Origin of the sequence: Mycobacterium deserti, from assembly GCF_025345615.1 — a bacterium.
GTDB classification, from domain to species: Bacteria; Actinomycetota; Actinomycetes; order Mycobacteriales; family Mycobacteriaceae; genus Mycobacterium; species Mycobacterium deserti.
Genome location: NZ_JAODWD010000005.1, coordinates 253,532 through 273,482, shown reverse-complemented (window position 1 = coordinate 273,482; position 19,951 = coordinate 253,532). Strand labels below are relative to the sequence as shown.

Genomic DNA, 19,951 nt, shown 5'->3' with positions numbered 1-19,951 from the left:
TCAGGAATGCAGTGCGTGGGTGAGGCGGTCCAGGTAGCCGTCGACATCGGAGATCACCGACTGTGTGGTGTGCACGCTCACCGCCACCGTCTGACCGATGCGGTGCACCCCGTGCGTCAAACCCATCATCGGCATCAGCGAGGGGTAGGAGGATGTCAGCAGGACCGGACACCCGCCGAAGCTCAGGTCGGCAGCGCCGCGATCCACGCTCGAGACCACCGTGTTGGCGCCGACCGTCGTTGATTCCGGGTCGGCGCGCAGACGCCAGATGCCCGTGCGTCGGACAATCGACGGGATCGCGTCGAAACCGATGTCATGAGCGGCGAAGGCGGGATGCGCATTGCGGCGCCGGACGTCCATCAGGTCGCCGACGATCCGTTGGTAGCGTTCGTCGTTCGATACCGCGTCGGGATAGAGGCCGATGGCGGTGGTGTCGAAGTGGTTGCGGGCGCGCGGTTTTCCGGCTTTGGCGATGGCGACGTCCGCGGTGAGCTGGGAGACGTCCTCGCCGCGCTCACGAAGATGGCCCGACAGCGCTTCGGATACCGCGATGAGCGCGCCCACCAGAACCGTCGGGCCCGGAAGCTCGTCGGGGCGGCAGGCCACGGTGCGCAGCACGCTGGAGCCCGTCGGCTCACGGTTGGTGCTCAGCGCGGGCACCGGCGGTCGCGGGGCAGGCACCGAACCCGATTCGGTGTCCCGGGCAAGCTGCTTCTGCGCGCGGTAGGCCTCCACGATGCGGCGGACCCGGTGACCGCCCTCGTGTGGCACGACCGGCTTCGGCCCGGTGGCTCGCCCGAACAGCCGACCGGCCAGTGCCGCAGTCCTGGTGCCGTCGCCGAGCGCGTGGGTGATCTGCAGGACGACGACGGTCGACGGGCCGCAACTGTGCGGCACGTCGCTGACTCCGGAAAACACGTGCAGCCGCCAGGCCACCTCGTGCGGGTCGAGTTGTCGGGTCATCAGGCCCGTCAGCTCGTCGAGAACCCGCTGCCAGGTGGGGTGCTCGAGTGAGTGGACGACGACCTGCTCGGTGCCGATCGGTGCCGCGGTCCACGCCGGGAAACGCAGATCGAAGTTGCGCCGCCGGATCCGCAGCCCGAAGTCGCGACAGTCGGCGGCCCGTTGCAGCACCTCCTCGATGGCCGCATCGAGTGATGGCGGAGCGCCGGCGAACGCGTATACGAGGAACTGGTCGGTGTCGAACTTCGTCGACAGCCAGTGCCACATCGCGTCGACGGGCCTCATCGGCTCGGCGTCACCGCGACCAAGTCGTCGTCTCGGACTCGTCCCCACCGCGCAAGTCAACCAGCTGTTCAGCACGGCTGTGCGCGCGACCCGTCAACGCCGCTCAGCAACCTGCGCTGCGATAGCATCGACATCCGCCGCGACGGAACAGGAGAAGGGTTTTTGACGAACTCGTCGACCGTGTCGCACGCGCTGACCGAGTCGCACGACGTGATTGCGCGATACCTGCGTGCATTTCGGGACGAGAGTTCGGTCATCGTCGTGTCGCCCGCGCGGTTCGAGCTCGTCCGGTCCCACCCTGGACTGGCCGGGTGGTTTGTCACCGACTGCGCGACTGTTCTGGAGAAGCTCCCCGGCGACAAGGCCTCGGCGCGCGAGGAATTGGTCATCGAAACGTCCGGCACCACCGGCGAACCGAAAATGGTGCGGTACACCAAGGACGCGATCAAGAACTGCGCCACCGCGATCGCGGAAAGTATTCCGCTGGACCGCCATCGCGAATACATCGCGCTGGTGAACCCGCGTCTGGCGTACGGGATGTCGATCGTGCACAGCCATCTGCTCGCCGGTGTGCCGGTGCGGTTTGTGCCCGCACCTGTGTCGCTTGATGCCTGGACGGACTTCCGCAATGCGCTGCGACCCAACTCGTCGGTGTACCTGGTGCCGCACCAGTCATTTCTGTTGGCGCAGGACTCGCAGTGGACGTTCGACGGACCGCTCGAATTGATCTTTGCCGGCGGGCCTTTCACCGAGTCGATGGCGGCCAACCTACGGCCCACGTTCCCCGGCGCCACCGTCGTCAACATGTACGGGCAGGCCGAACTCGGGCCACGCATCTCGATCGGCAGATCCCCGTTGTCCGACTTCCGCGAAGGCGATGTCGGCAAACCACTCTCGGGTGTGCGGGTCCGGATCGCCGGTGCCGATGCGCCGGGCGCACCGGGCAAGGTCGAGGTCGCGAGCCCGTATCAGATGTCGTCCTACTTCCACGTCGGCGGCGGAGAAGAGCAGACACCACCGCAGTGGTGGCCCACCGGCGACGTCGGCTCTCTGGCAGCAAATGGCCACGTGCACGTCGCCGGCCGGGACGCGCCCGACGTGAACTTCCTCGGCAGCAGATTCGCGTTGTCTCATCTGCGCGATCTCGTGCGCGATGTCGCGGGCGTCCTGGACTGCCGGGTGTCGGCGACCGAGCACGCCGTCTACGGTCAGCAGCCGTCCATCCGGGTACTCACCGAGACGCCCGACCCCACCATCGAACGGCGGGTGCGCAAGGCGCTGGCCGCCGACGTCGGCAGCGCCGCGTCCGCCATGCTGATCGAGGTCATCGACATCGCTTCGCTGCCCGAGTCCGGAAAGCTGTAGCCCAGCTTCAGACGAGAAGAGGTACCACCACGTGGCCGTCGCATGGGAACAAATGCGCCAACGCCTGCTCGACCGTGTCTTCTACAGCTTCGAAGAAGACGAGGTCGACGCATCGCAGGACCTGCTCGGCGACGGCTATCTGGACTCGCTGTCGGTGTTGGTGACCCTCGGCATCTTCGACGAAGAGCTGGGCGAGGGCGTGGCCGTCAAGGCAGCGCGGGTCCCCGACACCACGAGCATGGATGCGTTGAAGAACCTCTACCAGCGGCTGCGGGACGGCGACGCGTCAGCGCATTAGCGCGCGCGACATCACCACGCGCTGAATCTGATTCGTGCCCTCGTAGATCTGGGTGATCTTCGCGTCGCGCATGAACCGCTCGACCGGGAAGTCAGTGGTGTAGCCGTAGCCGCCGAACAGCTGAACCGCGTCCGTGGTCACCTCCATCGCGACGTCGGAGGCGAAGCACTTCGACGCCGAGGAGATGAAACCGAGGTTCGGCTCGTTGCGCTCGGCGCGCGCCGCAGCGGTGTACACCATCAGGCGCGCCGCTTCGAGCTTCATCGCCATGTCGGCGACCATGAACTGCACGGCCTGGAAGTCACCGATGGGCTTACCGAACTGCTTGCGCTCCTTGACGTAGGCGATCGACGCGTCCAGCGCGCCCTGGGCGATGCCCACCGCCTGCGCACCGATCGTCGGCCGGGTGTGGTCCAGCGTGGCCAGCGCCGTCTTGAAGCCGGTGCCCGGGTCACCGATGATCCGGTCACCCGGAATGCGGCAGTCCTCGAAGTACAACTCCGTGGTCGGTGAGCCCTTGATGCCCAGCTTCTTCTCCTTGGCCCCGACGGTGAAGCCGGGATCGTCCTTGTGCACCACGAACGCGGAGATGCCGTTGGCGCCCTTGTCCGGATCGGTCACCGCCATCACCGTGTACCACGTGGAATGCCCGCCGTTGGAGATCCAGCACTTGGCGCCGTTGAGCACCCACTCGTCACCCTCGGCGCGGGCGCGGGTCCGCATCGACGCGGCGTCGCTGCCGGCCTCGCGCTCCGAGAGCGCGTACGACGCGACGGCCTCGCCCGCCGCGATCGACGGCAGAACCTGCTTCTTCAACTCTTCCGAGCCACGCAACAGCAGGCCCATGGTGCCCAGCTTGTTGCAGATCGGGATGAGCGACGACGACGCGCACACCCGGGCGACCTCTTCGATCACCAGGCAGGCGGCGATCGAGTCGCCACCCTGGCCGCCGTACTCCTCGGGGATGTGGATGGCGGCCATTCCCGATGCGGTCAGCGCCGTCAGCGCTTCGTCGGTGTAGCGCGCCTTCTCGTCGACATCGGCCGCGTGGGGCGCGATCTCCTTCTCGCACAGGTCACGCAGCACCGCGCGCAACTCCCTGTGCTCGTCGGACAGCGCAAACGCATCAAACGACGGGTCACCGATCGACATTCATACTCCTCGCTACTCGCCGGTAACTTTACCCGAGCAGTCGGTTGCGCAGCGCAGCGTCCTTCTCCAGCACCATTGCGGCAAGCCCGGACTGGAACTCCTCCATGCGTGCGCGCAGCGCAGCGTCCGATGCGCCGAGGATGCGCACCGCGAGCAAGCCGGCATTGCGGGCCCCGCCGATCGACACCGTCGCCACCGGAACCCCGGCGGGCATCTGCACGATCGACAGCAGAGAGTCGAGCCCGTCGAGCTTGGCCAGCGGCACCGGCACCCCGATCACCGGAAGCGCGGTGGCCGACGCGACCATGCCGGGCAGATGCGCGGCGCCGCCCGCCCCGGCGATGACCACCTCGATACCGCGCCCCGCGGCGCTGCGCGCGTAGTCGAGCATGCGGTCAGGCGTGCGGTGCGCCGAGACCACGCCGACCTCGAACGGCACGTCGAACTCGGCCAGTGCGTGCGCGGCGTCCTCCATGACCGCCCAGTCGCTGTCGCTGCCCATGATCACGCCGACCCGGGGTTGGGGCGCGCTAGCCATGTTCACTCCATCCGTCGGTCCATTCGGCATGTGACAACCAGTGCGCCGCCCGCACCGCGCGCTCACGGACGTCGGCGACGTACGCCTGGTCCTCGACCGACCCCCCGGCGGCACCGAGGACGTTGACGTGGCCGATCTTGCGGCCGGGCCGCTCGCCCTTGCCGTAGAGATGAACTTTGGCTTCGGGCATCCTGGCGAACAGGTGGTGCACCCGTTCGTCCATACTCATCGACGGAATTCGCTGCGCGCCAAGCACATTGGCCATTACCGTAACCGGCGCGATCACTGAGGTGTCGCCGAGTGGATAGTCGAGCACCGCGCGAAGGTGCTGTTCGAACTGGCTGGTGCGTGCGCCGTCCATGGTCCAGTGGCCGGAGTTGTGCGGGCGCATCGCGAGCTCGTTGACCATCAGCGCGCCGTCCACCGTCTCGAACAGCTCGACGGCCAGCACTCCCACCACACCGAGCTCACCGGCCAGTTGCAGCCCCAATCTGCTTGCGGCGTCGCGGAGTTCGGGGTCCAGGCCGGGGGCAGGCGCAATCGCCTCGACGCAAATGCCGTTGCGCTGAACGGTGTGCACCACCGGCCAGATCGCCCCCTGGCCGAACGGCGACCGCGCCACCAGCACGGCCAGTTCCCGCCGCATGTCCACCTTCTCCTCGACGAGCACGTCGGCGCCGTCGGCAAGGTAGCGCGTGGCGACGGCGCGGGCCTCGGCCACGTCGTCGGTCAGGGTGACGCCGCGACCGTCGTATCCGCCGCGGACCGTCTTGACCACGAGCGGACGGTCGACGCGCGCGGCGAACGCGTCCACGTCGGCCACGTCGGTGACGCGTGCGAAGCGGGGCACCGGGGCGCCCATCGCCTCGAGGCGGCGCCGCATCACCAACTTGTCCTGGGCGTGTATCAGCGCCGTCGGCGGCGGGGCGACGTTCACCCCGTCGGCGATCAGCTTCTCGAGGAGTTCGGTGGGCACGTGCTCGTGGTCGAATGTCAGGGCATCCGCGCCCGCGGCGGCCCGGCGCAGCGCGTCGAGGTCGGTGTGGGCGCCGAGCACCACATCGGGGGTGACCTGGGCGGCCGGATCGTCGGGACTGGCGGCCAGCACCCGCAGGGTCTGGCCCAGCGCGATCGCGGCCTGGTGGGTCATCCTGGCCAGTTGCCCGCCCCCGATCATGGTCACCACGGGCATGTCGGGCTCCTTTCGTCCGCCGGAGCGCGCGCTGGGGTTGCGTGGCACCCGCTTATGTTGTCATGACCGCGGCATGCAGGTTTACCGGCTGCGACCTGCACGGGTACGCGTGGCATGGCCAATTTACGTACACTGCGCTGTTGTGTCCTTCACCGATGCCACGATCGCGCGGCTGCCGCGGCCGATCCGGCCGTACTTCGAACGACATCACGAGCTGATCAAGTTCGCGATCGTCGGCGCGACGACGTTTGTCATCGATTCGGCGGTCTTTTACACGCTCAAGCTCACCGTGCTGGAGCCCAAACCGGTGACGGCGAAAATCATCGCGGGCATCGTCGCGGTGATCGCGTCCTACATCCTCAACCGCGAATGGAGCTTCCGCGACCGCGGCGGCCGTGAGCGGCACCACGAAGCGCTGCTGTTCTTCGGTTTCAGCGGTGTCGGCGTGCTGATCTGCATGGCGCCGCTGTGGTTCTCCAGCTACGTGTTGATGTTGAGAGTCCCCGAAGTCAGCCTGACGGTGGAGAACATCGCCGACTTCGTCGCCGCCTACATCATCGGCAACCTGCTGCAGATGGCGTTCCGGTTCTGGGCGTTCCGTCGCTGGGTGTTCCCCGACGAGTTCGGCCGCAACCCCGACAAGGCCATCGAGTCCCTGACCGCAGGGGGCATCGCCGAGGTGCTCGAGGATCAACACGACGCGCGCCTGCGCGGCGCTGACGCCGCCAACGTCACGCCGCTGCGCCGCCCGACCCGCCGGGCCAGGCGGTTGGCTCAGCTTGGCGACTCCTCCGAATCCAACGTGTCGAAGACCTCGTGATACAGCAGCGAGTGGACGCGCTCCACCCGCGGGATGTCGCTGAATTCCAGAGGATCCTGCGCCGCTGATTCGATGATGAGCGTGCCGGTGCGCAACAGGCGGTCCAGTAGGCCGTGGCGAAACTCCACACTGTTGATCCGCGCCAGCGGAATGTCGATGCCGGACCTCGTCAGCAGCCCATGGCGGAACATCACCCGGCGGTCGGTGATCACGAAATGCGTGGTCCACCAGTTGAGGAACGGCCAGACCGTCAACCAGCCGACGATCAGCAGCCAAATCGCCGCGATCACGAGCATCACCACGTTGCGGGCGCCTGCTTCCCAACCCGTCTGGTTGACGTAGCCCGCGCCGAACGCCGCGAGCGCGGTGACGACCAGCAGGATCAGGATCGGCCCGAGCAGGCGCTTCCAATGCGGATGGCGGTGCAGCACCACCTGCTCGTCGGCGGCGAGCACGTTGTCCGGATAACCCATGGCCAAGACCCTAGCGGCACACCGGCGGGGGGCGTTGGAGCAAAGACCGCAACCTCTGTCCTATGGTGTGTCCATGCGGGGAGTAATCACACGAAAAGCGTTCACAGCCATCGACACACTGGTCTCGTCCGGCCGTGCGGCCACCCGCAAGGTGCTCGGGGCGCAGCAAAACGGACAGCGATTTGCTGATTTCGCCGACCGCACCTGGGCGACCGATATTGCGCTGTCGCGTCAGATGCTGCGGCGCAACCAGGCCGCCAAATGGGGGGATCTCCTGTGGGGTGAGGACTGGGCCGACGACCAGGAGCCGCTGATCCACTGGAAAGGGGTGCCCAACATCAAGGACCCCTACGACCTGGCCCTTGTGCCGTTGTTGCTCGACGAGCTCAAGCCGGCGACGGTGCTGGAACTGGGCAGCTATATGGGCGGCAGCGCGCTGTGGATGGTCGACCTGCTCGAAGACTTCGGTGTCGAGTCGCAGATCGTGTCCTTCGACATCGACATCTCCCGGGTGGTCGTGGGACACCCGCGGATCCAGTTCGTGCAGGCCGACTGCATGAAGCCCGACACCTTCAACGGGCCGTGGCTCGACCTGCCTCATCCCTGGCTGTTGATCGAGGATGCGCACGTCAACACCCATGCGATGCTGGAACACTTCCACCCGCACCTCCGACCGGGCGACTACCTGATCGTCGAGGACACGGCGTTCATGATCGACAAGTATCAGGACCTCGAACGTTTCGTCACCAGCCACGGCAACGACTACAAGGTCGACACCCGGTTCACCGACCTGTGGGGTTACAACGGCACGTTCAGCTTCAACGGATACCTGCGCCGCATGTGAGCTCAGCGCGGGCAGTCGTTGCCTGCAGGCGTTCCGGCGAAGCGGTCGGCCATCCAGGTGAGCCCCGCGTCGAAGACGACGTTGTTGTGGTCGTTGTCGGGCTGCATCTCGGTCTGCACCTCACCGCCGACCACACATGCCCGCCTGATCGCATCGGCAGTCCAATGCACGTCGATGGACTGGTCCTGACCGACGTAGGTGACGAACAGCGGCGCGGTCAACGGGCCCTGCGGCAGAGCCCAATCGCGTAGGTAGGCCCTGAGCCTCTCGGCGGCCGCGGGGGTGGCCGGTGCCAGATCGCCCGGTTTGAGGGCGTCCTCGGTTCGCTTGCGCCGATCCTCCACGTCGCCGCGGCACGCGACGAGCACATCCCAGTTCTCGAGTGCGGCGCCGCGGCGGTAGTCGTCACGGTTGAGGTCGGGGTGCAGCCGCGCCAGCGATTCGACGATGGCGGCCAGGGAGTAGTGCTGAGCCTTGGTCAACGTTCCAGCCACCGACTTGTCGACCAGGCCGGTCATGTCCGCGGCGGGCACGTAGGCGACGGCACCGACGAGGTTCAGTTCGGGCGCGTAGTCCTCGGCCTGTTCGTCGGCCGACCACACGGCCGCCCCGCCCTGCGACGCCCCCATTGCGGCCCACCGGTCCGACACGCCTGCGAAGGTGTGCCGTAACGCTCGGACGGAATCGATGATGTTGTGGCCCGCGGTGCGGTGGTCGGTGTAGCGATGCACTCCCGGCGATCCGAGGCCTTCGTAGTCGGCCATCGTGACCGCGTAGCCGCGGTCGACCAATCCGCCGACCACGCCGATCATTCCGCGCAGCCGCCCGGACTGCGACGGCGCGCAGTTCTCGTCGATGCCCGTCGTCGGGTGCCCGAAGCCCACCACCGGCCAGCCGCCGGCCGGCGGCGACCCCAGCGGGACGTAGACCGTGCCGGTCACGACGGTCACCCTGCGGTCCGCACCCGAGGTCGACCGGTAGGTGATGCGCGCCCCCTGCATGCGTTTCGCCCCTGAGGCGGTCGCGACGTCCTCCAGCCTGGTCGCCTCCACCAACGACCCCGGACCGGTGCCCGAGGTGTCGGGCCGCCAGGAATCGGACGACGCATCGCCGCCCGCCAAGTTGCGCAGCGTCGGCCAGGACACGACGGCGATCGATGCCAGCACGAGCACCGCGACCGTTGCGGCCGCGAACCACCACAGCGTCCTGCGCACCGCTCAGCTGCTCTCACCGGCGGGCCGGAGATGGACAATGTCGCCGGCGGCGACCGTTACGGTCCGGTCGTCGGCGACGATCACCAGCCGACCTCCATCGTCGATGTCTTGGGCGGTGCCCACGACCTCATTTCCTCCGGGCAGGACCGCTCGCACCTGCTGTCCGAGTGTCGAGCTGCGGGCGCGGTAGTCGCCCAGCAGGCGTTCGTCGGCTCCGTGCGCCGTGCGCCACGCGTCGATGCGGTTGCCCAGGTGCGCGAGCACCCGGCCGACGATCCGCTGCCGGTCTGGTGATCCGACACCCAACTCCGTCAGCGAAATCGCCTCGGGGATGCCGATTTCCGCGCCGCGCACCGAGACGTTGAGGCCGACGCCGATCACCACCACCCGCTGTGCGACTTCGGCGAGGATGCCCGCCAGCTTGCCGCCGCCGGCCAACACGTCGTTGGGCCACTTCAGGTGCGCGTCGACACCCAGCTCGGACACCGCGTCGACGACCGCGAGACCGGTCGCCAGCGGCAGCCAGCCCCACGCCCGACTGGGTACCGAGCCTGTGTCCACTGCGACCGACATGGTGATCTGAGCGTGCGGCGCCGCCGACCAGCTGCGCCCCTGCCTGCCACGGCCCGCGGTCTGGTGCTCGGCGAGCAGCACCGCACCGTCGACGTCCTGCGACGCGGCACGGGCGAGCAGATCGGCGTTCGTCGAACGCGTTTCGGCGACGACGTCGAGCTGCCGCCACACCGCCGATACACCGAGCACATCGGCGCGCAGCGCCGCTTCGTCGAGCGGAACCCGGTCAGCGGTCATGAGCAGTCATTCGGGGCAGGCTTTCCGTCGAAGCGCTCGGCCATCCAGTCGAGCATCCCCAGCGCGTTGGCGGGATTGTGGCCGCCCTCGGGATCGAAGTGCACCGTCACGACACCGCCCATCGCACACGCCCGTTCGACGGCCGCGGCGGTCCACGCCGAGTCGATGTAGGGGTCCTTCCCGCCGTACCAGACGTAAAGCGGTGCGGCGAGCGGTTCCTGGGGCAGCGCCCAGTCCTGCAGCAGCCGGCGCAGCCGGTCGGCGGCCTCGGCAGTGCTCGGCGTGAAGTCGCGCGGACCGAGCTTCGCCGATGCCGTCCCGCGTTGGTAGGCGGCGGACTCGCTGCAGTCGGTGAGCACGTTCCAGTAGTGCGCTGCGGCACCGCGCCGGTAGTCGTCTCGGTTCAGGTCGGGGTGCAGCCGCGCGAGCGACTCCACCACCAGTTGCATGACGGGCCGTTGTTCCCCGGTCAGCGTGCCCTGCTGGGCCTTGTTCACCAGACCCGAGATGTCTGCGGCAGGCGACGACGCGAGCGCGCCGACGAGGCGAAGCTCCGGCGCGTACGCCCGCGCCTGTTCGTCGGCGGCCCACGCGGCCGCTCCGCCTTGGGAGTCGCCGAGCGCGGCCCACCTCTGCGAGACGCCGTCGAACGTGCGGCGCAGCGCGCGTACCGCGTCGATCATGTTGAGCCCGGCCGTGCGGGCGTCGGAGTAGGGATGCACGCCCTTGGTGCCCAGCCCTTGGTAGTCGGGCAGCGCGACGGCGTAACCGAGCCGGACCAGGACACGGACGACGTTGACCAGATTGAGCAGCGTCGGCGACGTCGACGGCCCGCACTGCCCGTCGATGCCGAGCGTGCCGTGCCCGAACGCGACCACGGGCCAGCCGTCGGCGGGAGCGTCCCCGCGCGGGGTGAACACCGAGCCCGAGACGACCGTCGGCTCCGAGGTGTCGCCCGACGTGGACCGGTACACCACACGTGCCGCCCTCAACGCCCGTCCTTCGATGGTGCGCGTGACGCCCGGCATGGTGGTGGCGCTGATCAGCGATCCCGGCTCAGAGCCACTCAGATCCGCGGTCTCGACCGCAACGGGCGGTCCGCCCGAAGAGGGCAGTTGGTTGAGTATCCGGAACGCGACCATCGTGCCGATCGGTCGCAGCATCGAGGCGGCGACGATCGCGACCACCACGGCGAGGGTCAGAGCGGTCCACGACAACACTGTGCGCCATCTACCGCCGCGTTGGCCGTCCATCATCTCCTGGGGTAGTCACCGAAGCCGAGCCCGGAGCCGAACATACACAGGCTGATTCGTTCTGCGGCTACACCACTTTGCGACCCGGCCCGCGGCGAAAGCCTACAGGCGGCCGCTCGCGCCACGTGCTGTTCGTTGCTGAGTGGCCCGAGGGGACGACGCCGAAGTTCGCGCCGTCAGTAGGCGCCGGAGCCAGCGGCCACGGTGCGGATCGTCTTCGCCGCGATCAGCAGGTCGTTGGTGATCGACCAGTTCTCGACGTACGACAGGTCCAACCGCACCGAATCTTCCCACGACAGGTCCGAACGTCCGCTGACCTGCCACAGGCCGGTGATACCCGGCAGCACCAGCAGCCGACGGCGCACCTGGTCGGTGTAGGTGTCGACCTCGCGGCGCAGCGGCGGGCGCGGGCCGACGACGCTCATGTCGCGGCTCAGCACGTTGAAGAACTGCGGCAGCTCGTCGATGCTGTACCGGCGCAGGACCTTTCCGACCGCCGTCACGCGCGGATCCTCGCGGATCTTGAACAGCACCCCGCCGACGCTTTCGTTGATGTTCATCAGGCTGTCGACCTGGGTGTCCGCGCCGTCGACCATGGTGCGGAACTTGATCATCTGGAAGGGCTGCCCATCCAGGCCGATGCGCTCGGAGCGGTAGAACACCGGGCCCTTGCTGGTCAGCTTGATGGCGAGCGCGGCGAGGATCATCACCGGCAGGGCGCCGAGCAGAACCGTGAGCGACACGCAGATGTCGAAGGCCCGCTTCTGCAGCTTCTTGGTTCCGCTGTACTGCGGCTTCTCGACGTGAATCAGCGGGAGGCCCGCGACCGGGCGCAGCGTCAGCCGCGGTCCCGCGACGTCGACGACGCCGGGCGAGACGACCAGATCGACGCCGAGCTTGTCGAGGTCCCATGACAATTCGCGGACGCCCTCGGGGCCGAGGTGATCGGTGGTGGTCAGCGCGACGGTGTCGACATCGGCTTTCAGGATCGCGTCGTGCACCTTGGACTCGTCACCGAGCACCGGCAGCGAGCCGACGCCGGGGACGTCCAGCGTCCCGCCTGTGCTGCGGCCGGTCAGGCAAACGCCGACGACGTTGTAGCCGTAGCCCCAGCCGCGCGAGAGGGATTGCACGAGACTGCGCACCGCACGGGCGTCGCCGACGGCGAGCACGGATTGCACGCACCGGCCCTGGCGACGCTGCCTGGCGAGCACGCGCCGACACAGGCTCCGGCTCAGCAACAGGCCGAGCAACCCGAGCGGAAGGGCCACCCCGAGATAGCCACGCGCATATTCCGGCCGGAAAATCATCAGCCCGACCGCGATCACTCCGACGGTTGCCAAGGTGGCGGAGAAAACCCGGCGATATTCCTCGACTCCGGCACCGATGATTCGCGGCGAACGGGTCCGGTACGCGGCCAGCAGAGCGAGCCAAATCGCGGCGACGATCAGAGAGAGCATCGAGTAATAGGAGAAAACCAAGTAATACGTCCGCGACGCGTCGAGCACGCTGTCCGGTCGTCCGAGCCGCACAATCTGCGCGACGACGAGGGCCAGAGCAACCACGACGACGTCAGACGCGATCACCGCGGTGCGGTACTTGCGCTGCCAGACCTGCGTGGCCACGGCGCGCACCGGGGTCAAGCGCGGCTTAGCGGGTGCGAATACCTCTTCTGCCACCGACACGGCTTGACCTACCTCCTATTTGCTGGCGGGTAGCGATCAAGGGTGCGACCCCGACCGCCGATCCACTATCGCAGAGTTTGCCCGGTAGCGCTACCCATTCGCCGAATTGGCTGGTCAAGCGCAATCATACTCGGCGTATGCAGTAGCGACCCTGGCTAATTGACCTGCGTGCGTCCACAGGTGTCACACAGGGGATGTGTTATTGCTTCGGCGTCCGGTCCGGCCGCCAACGGTGTCGCGCCGGACAGTGAGGCACCGGCGAACTGTCGCGACCTAGCGGGCGCGGACAGATCCGGCGCGGCTCACGCGGATCAACTTGATGTTGTTGTCGTGGCCGCAGACCACCCGCGGTGATCGGCACGACCCATATGGAGTATCGCACCGCAACCGGCCGGGTGTTACCTCGAGCGCTCGAACGTCATCAAACCGACCCAATAGCACGCTGACGGGTCGAGTGCCGGGTCAGTTCGCGGCGTAGCGGCTCAAGTCCGCGGCGCACATCCGCCGGTATACATCCCACATATCGTGGCCCATTCGGCGTTGTCCGACGGCGTTGTAATGGCGGTCCGCGCCGCCGTTGATGCAATTTCGACTACCTGAAATGAACGCGGTTCGGGACAACCTGTTGGGGGTGTCGCCGTGGACCGCATTGATCGCCGAATAATCCTTGTGGCTCAGCTCCATTTCCTCGGGCACCATTTGCCCCAGCAGGACAGGCAGATCAGCACCGTATCGCGACCGCAGGTCGTGAAACAGCGAGTCGAGCTTGACCTGGTAGTCGGGGCCCGACATCAACGGGACGTCGGTTTCACCCTGGTGCCACAGCACCACCGGCACCTCGCTGCCGGGATACTGCGCCAGCACCCGGTCGATGGCCCGGACGGCGCGGCGATACAGGTTCACCCGTGTCCCGGTGTCGGCCGGATCCCAGGTGTATCCGTTCTTGGGCGTGAACGACGTGTCGCCCCGCGCGCCGGGAATCAGCAGCACCGCGCGGCCGGTCTCCTCGGTGAGGTGTTTGGCGAAGGTCGTCGCGAATCCGACGCCCTTGGCCGGAATCTCGTGGATCAGCGGGTCGACCGCCAACACCGCGGTGCCCTTGGACGGTCCGCACATGGCCCACTGGTGGACCCGCGGGTGCGGGCGGTCCGGACCCTCGAGGTCGAGGCCGACACCCATCCCGAACGCGTTCGACTGGCCGAGCACCGGCACCACGAGATACGGCCGTTCGGGCGCGTCGACCGGAGTACCTTTCGGAGCGATTCGCCGTTTGACGACACACTTCGCCTCGATCAGCGCTTGGCGCCACAGCGGGCCGTCGCCGTCGGGGTTACGCCGGCGCGCAGCCACTGCTCACCGGCTTGCCCGCGAAGCGGTCCTGAAGCCACGCGTACTGGTCGGTTACGTCCACTCCCCCGTGTCCCTTCCCCGGTTCCAGACGCGACGCCACCGTTCCCCCGAGCGCGCACGCGCGCCCGATCGCGGCGGTGGTCCAATCGGCGTCGATGAACGTGTCGCGCCCGCCGTAGACCACCGAAAGCGGTGCCGACAACGGTCGCTGCGGTAACGCCCATGCGGCGAGCAACCGTCGTATCTTGTCGGCCGCCTCGGGCGACGCGGGCGTCAGGTCGCCGGCCTGGAGTTCCTCGATGGCCGCTGGACGGTCGCTGACCATCGGGCCCGAACACGAAGTCAGCACGTCCCAGTATTTCGCCGCCGCACCCCGGCGGTAATCGTCGCGGTTGACGTCGGGATGTAACCGCGCCAGCGACTCGACGACCGCGATCCAGATCAGCCGCTGGTCGTCGGTCAGGGTGTTGTTGAGCGCCTTGTCGACCAGCCCCGTCACGTCGGCTGCGGGCACATAGGCCACCGCGCCGACGAGTTCGAGTTCGGGGGCGTAGGCGGCCGCCTGCTCGTCTGCCGCCCACACCGCGCCGCCACCCTGCGAGCCGCCGACCGCAGCCCATCGCTTGGACACGTCGGCGAACGTGTGACGTAGCGCGCGCACCGAGTCGATCAGGTTGAGCCCGGCGGTGCGCGAATCCGGGTACGGATGCACGCCGTCGGCGCCCAGCCCCTGGTAGTCGGGCATCGCGACCGCGTATCCGTTCCTGATGAACGCGATGACGGGGCCGGTCATGTTCAGCAGAGTCGCCGACAGCGACGGCGCGCACGGTTCGTTGATGCCCGTCGTGCCGTGCGCGAAGACGATCACCGGCCAGCCACCGGGCGGTGGGGCGCCCAGCGGGGCGAAGACACTCCCGGACACCTCGGTCGGGGCTCCGGTGTCACCGGAGGTCGACCGGTACACCACGCGCGCGGAGTGCATGCCCTTGCCCTCGTTGGTGTGCGCGAACCCGGGCATCGTCATCGCGCTGACCAATGATCCCGGCCCGCTGCCCGACAGGTTCGCCGACTCGATGGGCACCGCCCGTTCCGCACCGGGCTCGACCAGTCCTTCGCCGACGCGCCACGCGACCGGCGTCAGCGCCGCGACGAGCACCACAACGGCCGCGAGGATCAGCCATCTCGCTCGTCTGCGCATCAAGCCCACCGGGCGCGGTACCGCTTGGCCCAGTTCATCGCCGGCTCCTCGACGAGGTAGTACGTCGCCGCCGACACCACCAGCGCCACGGCAAGGACGAGCGCGATGTTGCGAAGCATGCCCGGCACGGTGTCACCCGCCATCAGTCCCCAGCGGCCCAGCAGCAGTAGCAGCGGGAAATGCCACAGATAGAGCGACAGCGAGACCTTGCCGATGAACCGCAGCGGAGCGGTGTCGAGCACTCGGGCGATCAAGGTGGCCTCACCACGAGCCAACGGCGCCACGATGATCAGGATCACCAGCCCGCAGGCGACCGCGATCGCGCTCGTGGCATACGGGTTGAGCGTCGCGATCAGCAGCAGGGACACGACGAGCACGGGTAGCAGCGCGAGCCCACTGTACAACCGTGCCCTTCGGCTCAGACTGTCGCGCAACGACTTTCGCTCCATCGCGACGACGACGATGGCCGCGAGCATGCCGAACGCGAACGTATCCGCGTTGGTCAGGAAGCACTTGGTGAACACGGCCACCCAGTTGTCCCCCCACTGGATGACGTTGAAGTCGGTGAGCCCCGATGCCTTGATCGCCAGCGGAATGAACGCCCGTCCCACGAACCCGATGACGATCAGGATCAGCGGCGCGAGCAACGCCAACGCGAACGGTCGCACCGCCGTTCGCCTGCGCAACGTGAACGTCAGCGCGCCGAGAATCGGAAGCGAGGTGTAGAACGCGTACTCCAGCGTCAGCGACCACGACGGGTTCAGGCCGGTCTGGAAGTACGCCGGAATGTAGGACTGCATGAGCGTCAGGTTCGCGATCAGCTGCCACGGATCGGTGATCATGCCTGCGCCGTTGTCGGTGCCGGGCGTCTGCATCGAGGCGTTATCGATGTAGGCCGTCTGCAGCGCGTAGTTGACCAGCAGGAAGATCACCAGGTAGCCGGGCAGGATCCGGGCGAGGCGATGCAGGGCGAAGTTCCTGGTGCTCGGCAGCTGCGCCGACCCCCGCTCCTCGACGAGGTTGCGGACGTAGGGCAGAAACAGCAGGAAGCCGCTCAATGCGTAGAAGAAGATCAGCGACAGTCCGAGAAGATTCACATACCAGGTGGCCGCGGTGTCCGGCGAGTAGTGCACGGCCACGTGCATGATCGCCACCCCGAGGCACGACAGTCCCCGCGCGCCGTCGAGGCCGATGATCCGCGACCGCATGCCCGCGACGCCCAGCTGCGCGGGCGTCGACGCGGTGCGCGGTTCGGTGGTCACTGACCCTCCTCCATCATGGCGCCGTCCTCGGTCACTTCCGCTTCACTCGGGTCCACCAGCGGTTCCTCGGTCGGAGGCTGCGCCGGGGCGGTCGCCGCACAGCTGTTGACCGCGGGCAGTCCCGCGAACCGCTCACCGATCCACCCGAAAGTCCTCGACACATCGAGATCGTTGTGAGTCTTGTCGGGCTGGAACTGGATGTCGATGACATCGCCCATGCCGCACGCGGCGGCGAGCGCGCGGTCGGTCCACGGCCCGGGGAGCAACTCGTCCCTGCCGCCGTAGATCACGAGCATCGGCGCGACGGCGGGGCGCTGCGGCAGGCTGCGCGCCCGCAGCAGTCCCTCCAGTTTGGCAACCGCCTCCGGGGTTGCCGGTCGCAGATCGTCGGGCGTCACCTTGTCCAGCGCCGCGACACGTGCTGCGGCGCGGGCGCCGTCACACGACGACAGCGAATCCCACTTCTCGGCCACTGTTCCGCGGCGGTAGTCGTCGAGGTTGAAGTCGGGCTGCTCTTTCGCCAGCGTCGCGAGCATCAGTTGCAGCGCTGCTTGTTGCTGCTTGGTCAGCGTGCCCGCGGCCGCGTCGAAGGCGAAACCGGTGAGGTCGGTCGGCGGCGCGAGGCTGACGGTACCCAGCAGCGCCAGGCCCGCGCCGTACACGGGAGTCAGTTCGTTCGCCGCCCAGACCGCCTGTCCGCCCTGCGAGAGGCCGACGCCGACCCACCGGTCCGAGACGTCGGGCACCAGGCGACGAGTGGCCCTCATCGCGTCGATCACGTTGTTACCGGCCGAGATCGGATCCAGGTACGGGTGGTGCGAGTCGTCGACGCCCAGCCCCTGATAGTCGGGCACGGTGACCACGTAGCGCGCATTGACCAGCGCCACGATGGTCGACGACGCGCCGAGCAGGGTCGGGGAGGCCGACGGGGCGCACTCGGCGCTGATACCGGTGGTGGGGTGGCCGTAGACGACCACCGGCCAGCCGCCGGGCGGTGGCGGTCCCGTCGGCACGAAGACCGTTCCGCTGACGCGGGTGCGGCTGCCGTCGACTCCCGAGGTGGAGGTGTACTCCATGCGGGCCGCGATCGACGTCATCGAGCGCAGCCGCAGGTCGACGGTCGGCAGCGTGCGGGCCGCCACCAGCGCGCCGGGGTCGGATCCGGCTCCTGTGGTGTCGGGCCGCAGGTCGACACCGATGTCCCCCGACGGTTTCGGCGGCCGATTCTCGGAGGTGCAGCCGGGAATCAGGAGACCCAAGGCCAGCAGGGCACACAGAGCGGCCTGCGGCCTGCGGCGTCTGGTCATCGGTTGGGGTCCGTCAGGGTTTCATCGACGATGCGGACGATCTCTGATCGCGCCAGCAGCCGGCCCCGCACGAGTCCATGCGCGATCACCAGCAGGGAGCTCAGCACGAGGCCCAAGGCCGCGCCCTCGAGGACCTTCTGCCACATCGACCCTTGGCGCTGCGCAAACCCCGCGTCTCCGACCTTCGCGAGTTCGGTGTCGGCGGTCTCGACGGCCGCCATCTGGCGCGACAGGACGACCATGTTGTCGGCTACCGCGTCGGCGGTCTCGCGGGTGAGTTCTCGATCCGTGCCGGTCACCGTGAGGTCCAGCAGCACGGGCGTCGAGGGAGTGACGGCGATACGAGCCGCAAGCGCGTCGGACGTCTCGAGAAGTCCGAGTTGCTCAATGGTCCGGGTGGTGACATGGCCGCTGCGTGCCAGCTGCACGAACGTCGGCGCACGCAGCGCCGCGTTCGCCTGGCCGTAGTACGCGTCAATGGTCGTCGCGTTGCCCGGGGTCACGATCAGCAGTTTGGTTCCCGACTGGTACATCGGCGGGGCGGTCTGCCAAACCAGAAACCCGACACCTGCGGAAAGCATTGTGCCGCAGAGGATGACCAGCCATCCACTGAGCATGATCTGCAGATAGTCACGTATTCGCGGAACGGCAGCAGGTACTTTCACGTCGCCCCCACACATACGTCGCCGAGTTGTTGGCCGTCGAACCTGGCCAGCAGCCAGCTCAGCGCGCTCCCGATGACCTGGTCGTTGACCGGCTTGCTGTCACCGATGCGTCGCATCACCTCGACCGGATCGCCCTCCGCGCACGCTCTGACCACCGCGCGGTCGATACCCGCGGCAGGCACCACGGCATCGTCGGTGCCGTAGATGACAAGCACGGGAACCGATCCGGGAGCGGGCGGGCCGGTGGGCACTGCGGCGTCGCCGAGCCGCCGTCGCAGATCGTCGGTCGCGCCGGCATCGCGGGGACGGAAGTCATCGCGCGGGATCTCGGTCAGGAGCCGCAGCGCCTCGTTCGGGTTGCGCGGCGCGCAGTCGGTCACGGTGGCCCAGCGTTCGGTCGCCAGGCCGGTCCGGTACGCGTCCAGATCGAAGCCCGGTGAGGTGTTGGCCAGACTCTGCAGAGCCAGCATGTACAGCCTCGACTGCTCGCCAGGAGCCAGTGTGCCCGCCGCCGCCGCGTCGACCAACGGAGTCAAATCCGCATAGGGCGAAACGGCAACGGAGCCAACCATTTCCAGACCGGCACCATAGGTCGGGGCGCGCTCGGCCGCTGCCCACGCCGCCAAGCCGCCCTCGCCGACGCCGAATGCAGCCCAGCGGGTGCCCGCCGACGGCAACACCCGGCGCGCCGCACGCGCCGCGTCGATCATGTTGTTGCCCAGCGCCGCACTGTCGACCACCGAATGAGGCTGGCCTTCGATGCCCAGGCCCTGGAAGTCGGACAGCACGACGACATATCCACGGTTCAGGAAGGTGGTCATCTGTCCGGCGTAGCCCAGGAAGTCTCCGACCAACGAAGGCGCACATTTGGGTTGCACGCCGATCATCTCGTGGCCGAACGACACGACGGGCCATCCCCCTGCCGGGGGTTGGCCAGGCGGAACGGCGACCAGGCCCGACACCTCAGTCGGTGTTCCCGCCGCGCCGGACGTCGACCGGTAGACGATCCGTACGGCGGTGGAGTTGGAGTTGTCAAAGGAGGCGTTACCGCTGACGGGCTCGACGCGAACCAGTGAGCCCGGCCCGTCGTCGGTCAGGTCCGGCGGCGGAAGTACCGGCGCCCCTTCGAAAGTCGGCGTCAGTTCGCGCGAAGGCCGCTCGTAGTCCGGAGCGTATGTCGGGACGCCGCCAGAGCAAGCGGACAGCGCCGCGACCACCGCGGCGAAGGCGACGCAGGCGCGCCACCCCATCCGCGAGGAGCGCAGAAGGTCCGACAC

The 19,951-nt window shown here is 67.9% G+C and carries 19 protein-coding genes; 4 read left to right on the top strand and 15 right to left on the bottom strand.

Annotated features, from left to right (window positions below; all coding sequences use genetic code 11):
• Nucleotides 1-1,248 carry a DUF1298 domain-containing protein gene (locus tag N4S67_RS21125; RefSeq protein WP_260994980.1) on the bottom strand — a complete coding sequence of 416 codons (1,248 nt, stop codon included), beginning with the start codon at nucleotides 1,246-1,248 and terminating at the stop codon, nucleotides 1-3.
• Nucleotides 1,249-1,410: 162 nt separating this feature from the next.
• Here N4S67_RS21125 and N4S67_RS21120 point away from each other — a divergent pair, with 162 nt between their 5' ends.
• Nucleotides 1,411-2,613, top strand: a complete 1,203-nt coding sequence (locus N4S67_RS21120; protein WP_260994979.1) for an AMP-binding protein — start codon at nucleotides 1,411-1,413, stop codon at nucleotides 2,611-2,613.
• Nucleotides 2,614-2,644: 31 nt separating this feature from the next.
• A complete protein-coding gene (locus N4S67_RS21115) occupies nucleotides 2,645-2,911 on the top strand; it encodes a hypothetical protein (RefSeq protein WP_260994978.1) in 267 nt (88 codons plus the stop codon).
• On the opposite strand, the gene N4S67_RS21110 is transcribed toward N4S67_RS21115, so the two are convergent.
• Genes N4S67_RS21110 through N4S67_RS21100 form a run of 3 tightly spaced genes read right to left on the bottom strand, consistent with a single transcriptional unit; the run spans nucleotide 2,900 to nucleotide 5,841 of the window.
• Complete coding sequence (locus N4S67_RS21110) at nucleotides 2,900-4,063, bottom strand: acyl-CoA dehydrogenase (RefSeq protein WP_260994977.1); 1,164 nt, start codon at nucleotides 4,061-4,063, stop codon at nucleotides 2,900-2,902. The two genes, N4S67_RS21115 and N4S67_RS21110, sit on opposite strands and share 12 nt — an antisense overlap.
• Before the next feature lie 28 nt (nucleotides 4,064-4,091).
• The gene (gene purE / locus N4S67_RS21105) at nucleotides 4,092-4,601 is read right to left on the bottom strand and encodes a 5-(carboxyamino)imidazole ribonucleotide mutase (protein WP_260994976.1); all 510 of its coding nucleotides are present in this window, start codon (nucleotides 4,599-4,601) and stop codon (nucleotides 4,092-4,094) included.
• A complete protein-coding gene (locus N4S67_RS21100; protein ID WP_260994975.1) occupies nucleotides 4,594-5,841 on the bottom strand; it encodes a 5-(carboxyamino)imidazole ribonucleotide synthase in 1,248 nt (415 codons plus the stop codon). The genes purE and N4S67_RS21100 overlap by 8 nt, the downstream gene beginning before the upstream one ends.
• 94 nt (nucleotides 5,842-5,935) lie before the next feature.
• Between N4S67_RS21100 and N4S67_RS21095 the strand changes: the two genes are divergently transcribed.
• Complete coding sequence (locus N4S67_RS21095) at nucleotides 5,936-6,613, top strand: GtrA family protein (RefSeq protein ID WP_260994974.1); 678 nt, start codon at nucleotides 5,936-5,938, stop codon at nucleotides 6,611-6,613.
• Here the strand turns inward: N4S67_RS21095 and N4S67_RS21090 are convergent.
• Nucleotides 6,568-7,086, bottom strand: coding sequence for a PH domain-containing protein (locus N4S67_RS21090; RefSeq protein ID WP_260994973.1), 519 nt, complete (start codon nucleotides 7,084-7,086; stop codon nucleotides 6,568-6,570). The two genes, N4S67_RS21095 and N4S67_RS21090, sit on opposite strands and share 46 nt — an antisense overlap.
• A gap of 73 nt (nucleotides 7,087-7,159) precedes the next feature.
• On the opposite strand from N4S67_RS21090, the gene N4S67_RS21085 reads away from it, so the two are divergent.
• The gene (locus N4S67_RS21085) at nucleotides 7,160-7,930 is read left to right on the top strand and encodes a CmcI family methyltransferase (protein WP_260994972.1); all 771 of its coding nucleotides are present in this window, start codon (nucleotides 7,160-7,162) and stop codon (nucleotides 7,928-7,930) included.
• 2 nt (nucleotides 7,931-7,932) lie between these two features.
• On the opposite strand, the gene N4S67_RS21080 is transcribed toward N4S67_RS21085, so the two are convergent.
• From N4S67_RS21080 to N4S67_RS21035, 10 genes are all read right to left on the bottom strand, one after another.
• Nucleotides 7,933-9,144 (bottom strand): lipase family protein, encoded by a 1,212-nt coding sequence (locus N4S67_RS21080; RefSeq protein ID WP_260994971.1) that lies wholly within the window; start codon nucleotides 9,142-9,144, stop codon nucleotides 7,933-7,935.
• Between the two features lie 3 nt (nucleotides 9,145-9,147).
• Nucleotides 9,148-9,954 carry a biotin--[acetyl-CoA-carboxylase] ligase gene (locus N4S67_RS21075; RefSeq protein ID WP_260994970.1) on the bottom strand — a complete coding sequence of 269 codons (807 nt, stop codon included), beginning with the start codon at nucleotides 9,952-9,954 and terminating at the stop codon, nucleotides 9,148-9,150.
• On the bottom strand, nucleotides 9,951-11,207 hold the full coding sequence (locus N4S67_RS21070) for a lipase family protein (protein ID WP_260994969.1): 1,257 nt from the start codon (nucleotides 11,205-11,207) through the stop codon (nucleotides 9,951-9,953). Before N4S67_RS21070 ends, N4S67_RS21075 begins: the two co-directional genes overlap by 4 nt.
• A gap of 176 nt (nucleotides 11,208-11,383) precedes the next feature.
• A complete protein-coding gene (locus tag N4S67_RS21065) occupies nucleotides 11,384-12,892 on the bottom strand; it encodes a sugar transferase (RefSeq protein WP_260994968.1) in 1,509 nt (502 codons plus the stop codon).
• 462 nt (nucleotides 12,893-13,354) lie between these two features.
• Nucleotides 13,355-14,242 carry a sialate O-acetylesterase gene (locus N4S67_RS21060; RefSeq protein ID WP_260994967.1) on the bottom strand — a complete coding sequence of 296 codons (888 nt, stop codon included), beginning with the start codon at nucleotides 14,240-14,242 and terminating at the stop codon, nucleotides 13,355-13,357.
• On the bottom strand, nucleotides 14,223-15,440 hold the full coding sequence (locus N4S67_RS21055) for a lipase family protein (protein ID WP_260994966.1): 1,218 nt from the start codon (nucleotides 15,438-15,440) through the stop codon (nucleotides 14,223-14,225). The genes N4S67_RS21060 and N4S67_RS21055 overlap by 20 nt, the downstream gene beginning before the upstream one ends.
• Nucleotides 15,440-16,702, bottom strand: a complete 1,263-nt coding sequence (locus N4S67_RS21050) for an acyltransferase family protein (protein ID WP_260994965.1) — start codon at nucleotides 16,700-16,702, stop codon at nucleotides 15,440-15,442. The genes N4S67_RS21055 and N4S67_RS21050 overlap by 1 nt, the downstream gene beginning before the upstream one ends.
• Entirely contained in the window at nucleotides 16,699-18,009 is a 1,311-nt protein-coding gene (locus tag N4S67_RS21045; protein WP_260994964.1) for a lipase family protein, read from the bottom strand. The genes N4S67_RS21050 and N4S67_RS21045 overlap by 4 nt, the downstream gene beginning before the upstream one ends.
• Complete coding sequence (locus N4S67_RS21040) at nucleotides 18,006-18,674, bottom strand: YveK family protein (protein WP_260994963.1); 669 nt, start codon at nucleotides 18,672-18,674, stop codon at nucleotides 18,006-18,008. The genes N4S67_RS21045 and N4S67_RS21040 overlap by 4 nt, the downstream gene beginning before the upstream one ends.
• The gene (locus N4S67_RS21035) at nucleotides 18,671-19,951 is read right to left on the bottom strand and encodes a lipase family protein (RefSeq protein ID WP_260994962.1); all 1,281 of its coding nucleotides are present in this window, start codon (nucleotides 19,949-19,951) and stop codon (nucleotides 18,671-18,673) included. The genes N4S67_RS21040 and N4S67_RS21035 overlap by 4 nt, the downstream gene beginning before the upstream one ends.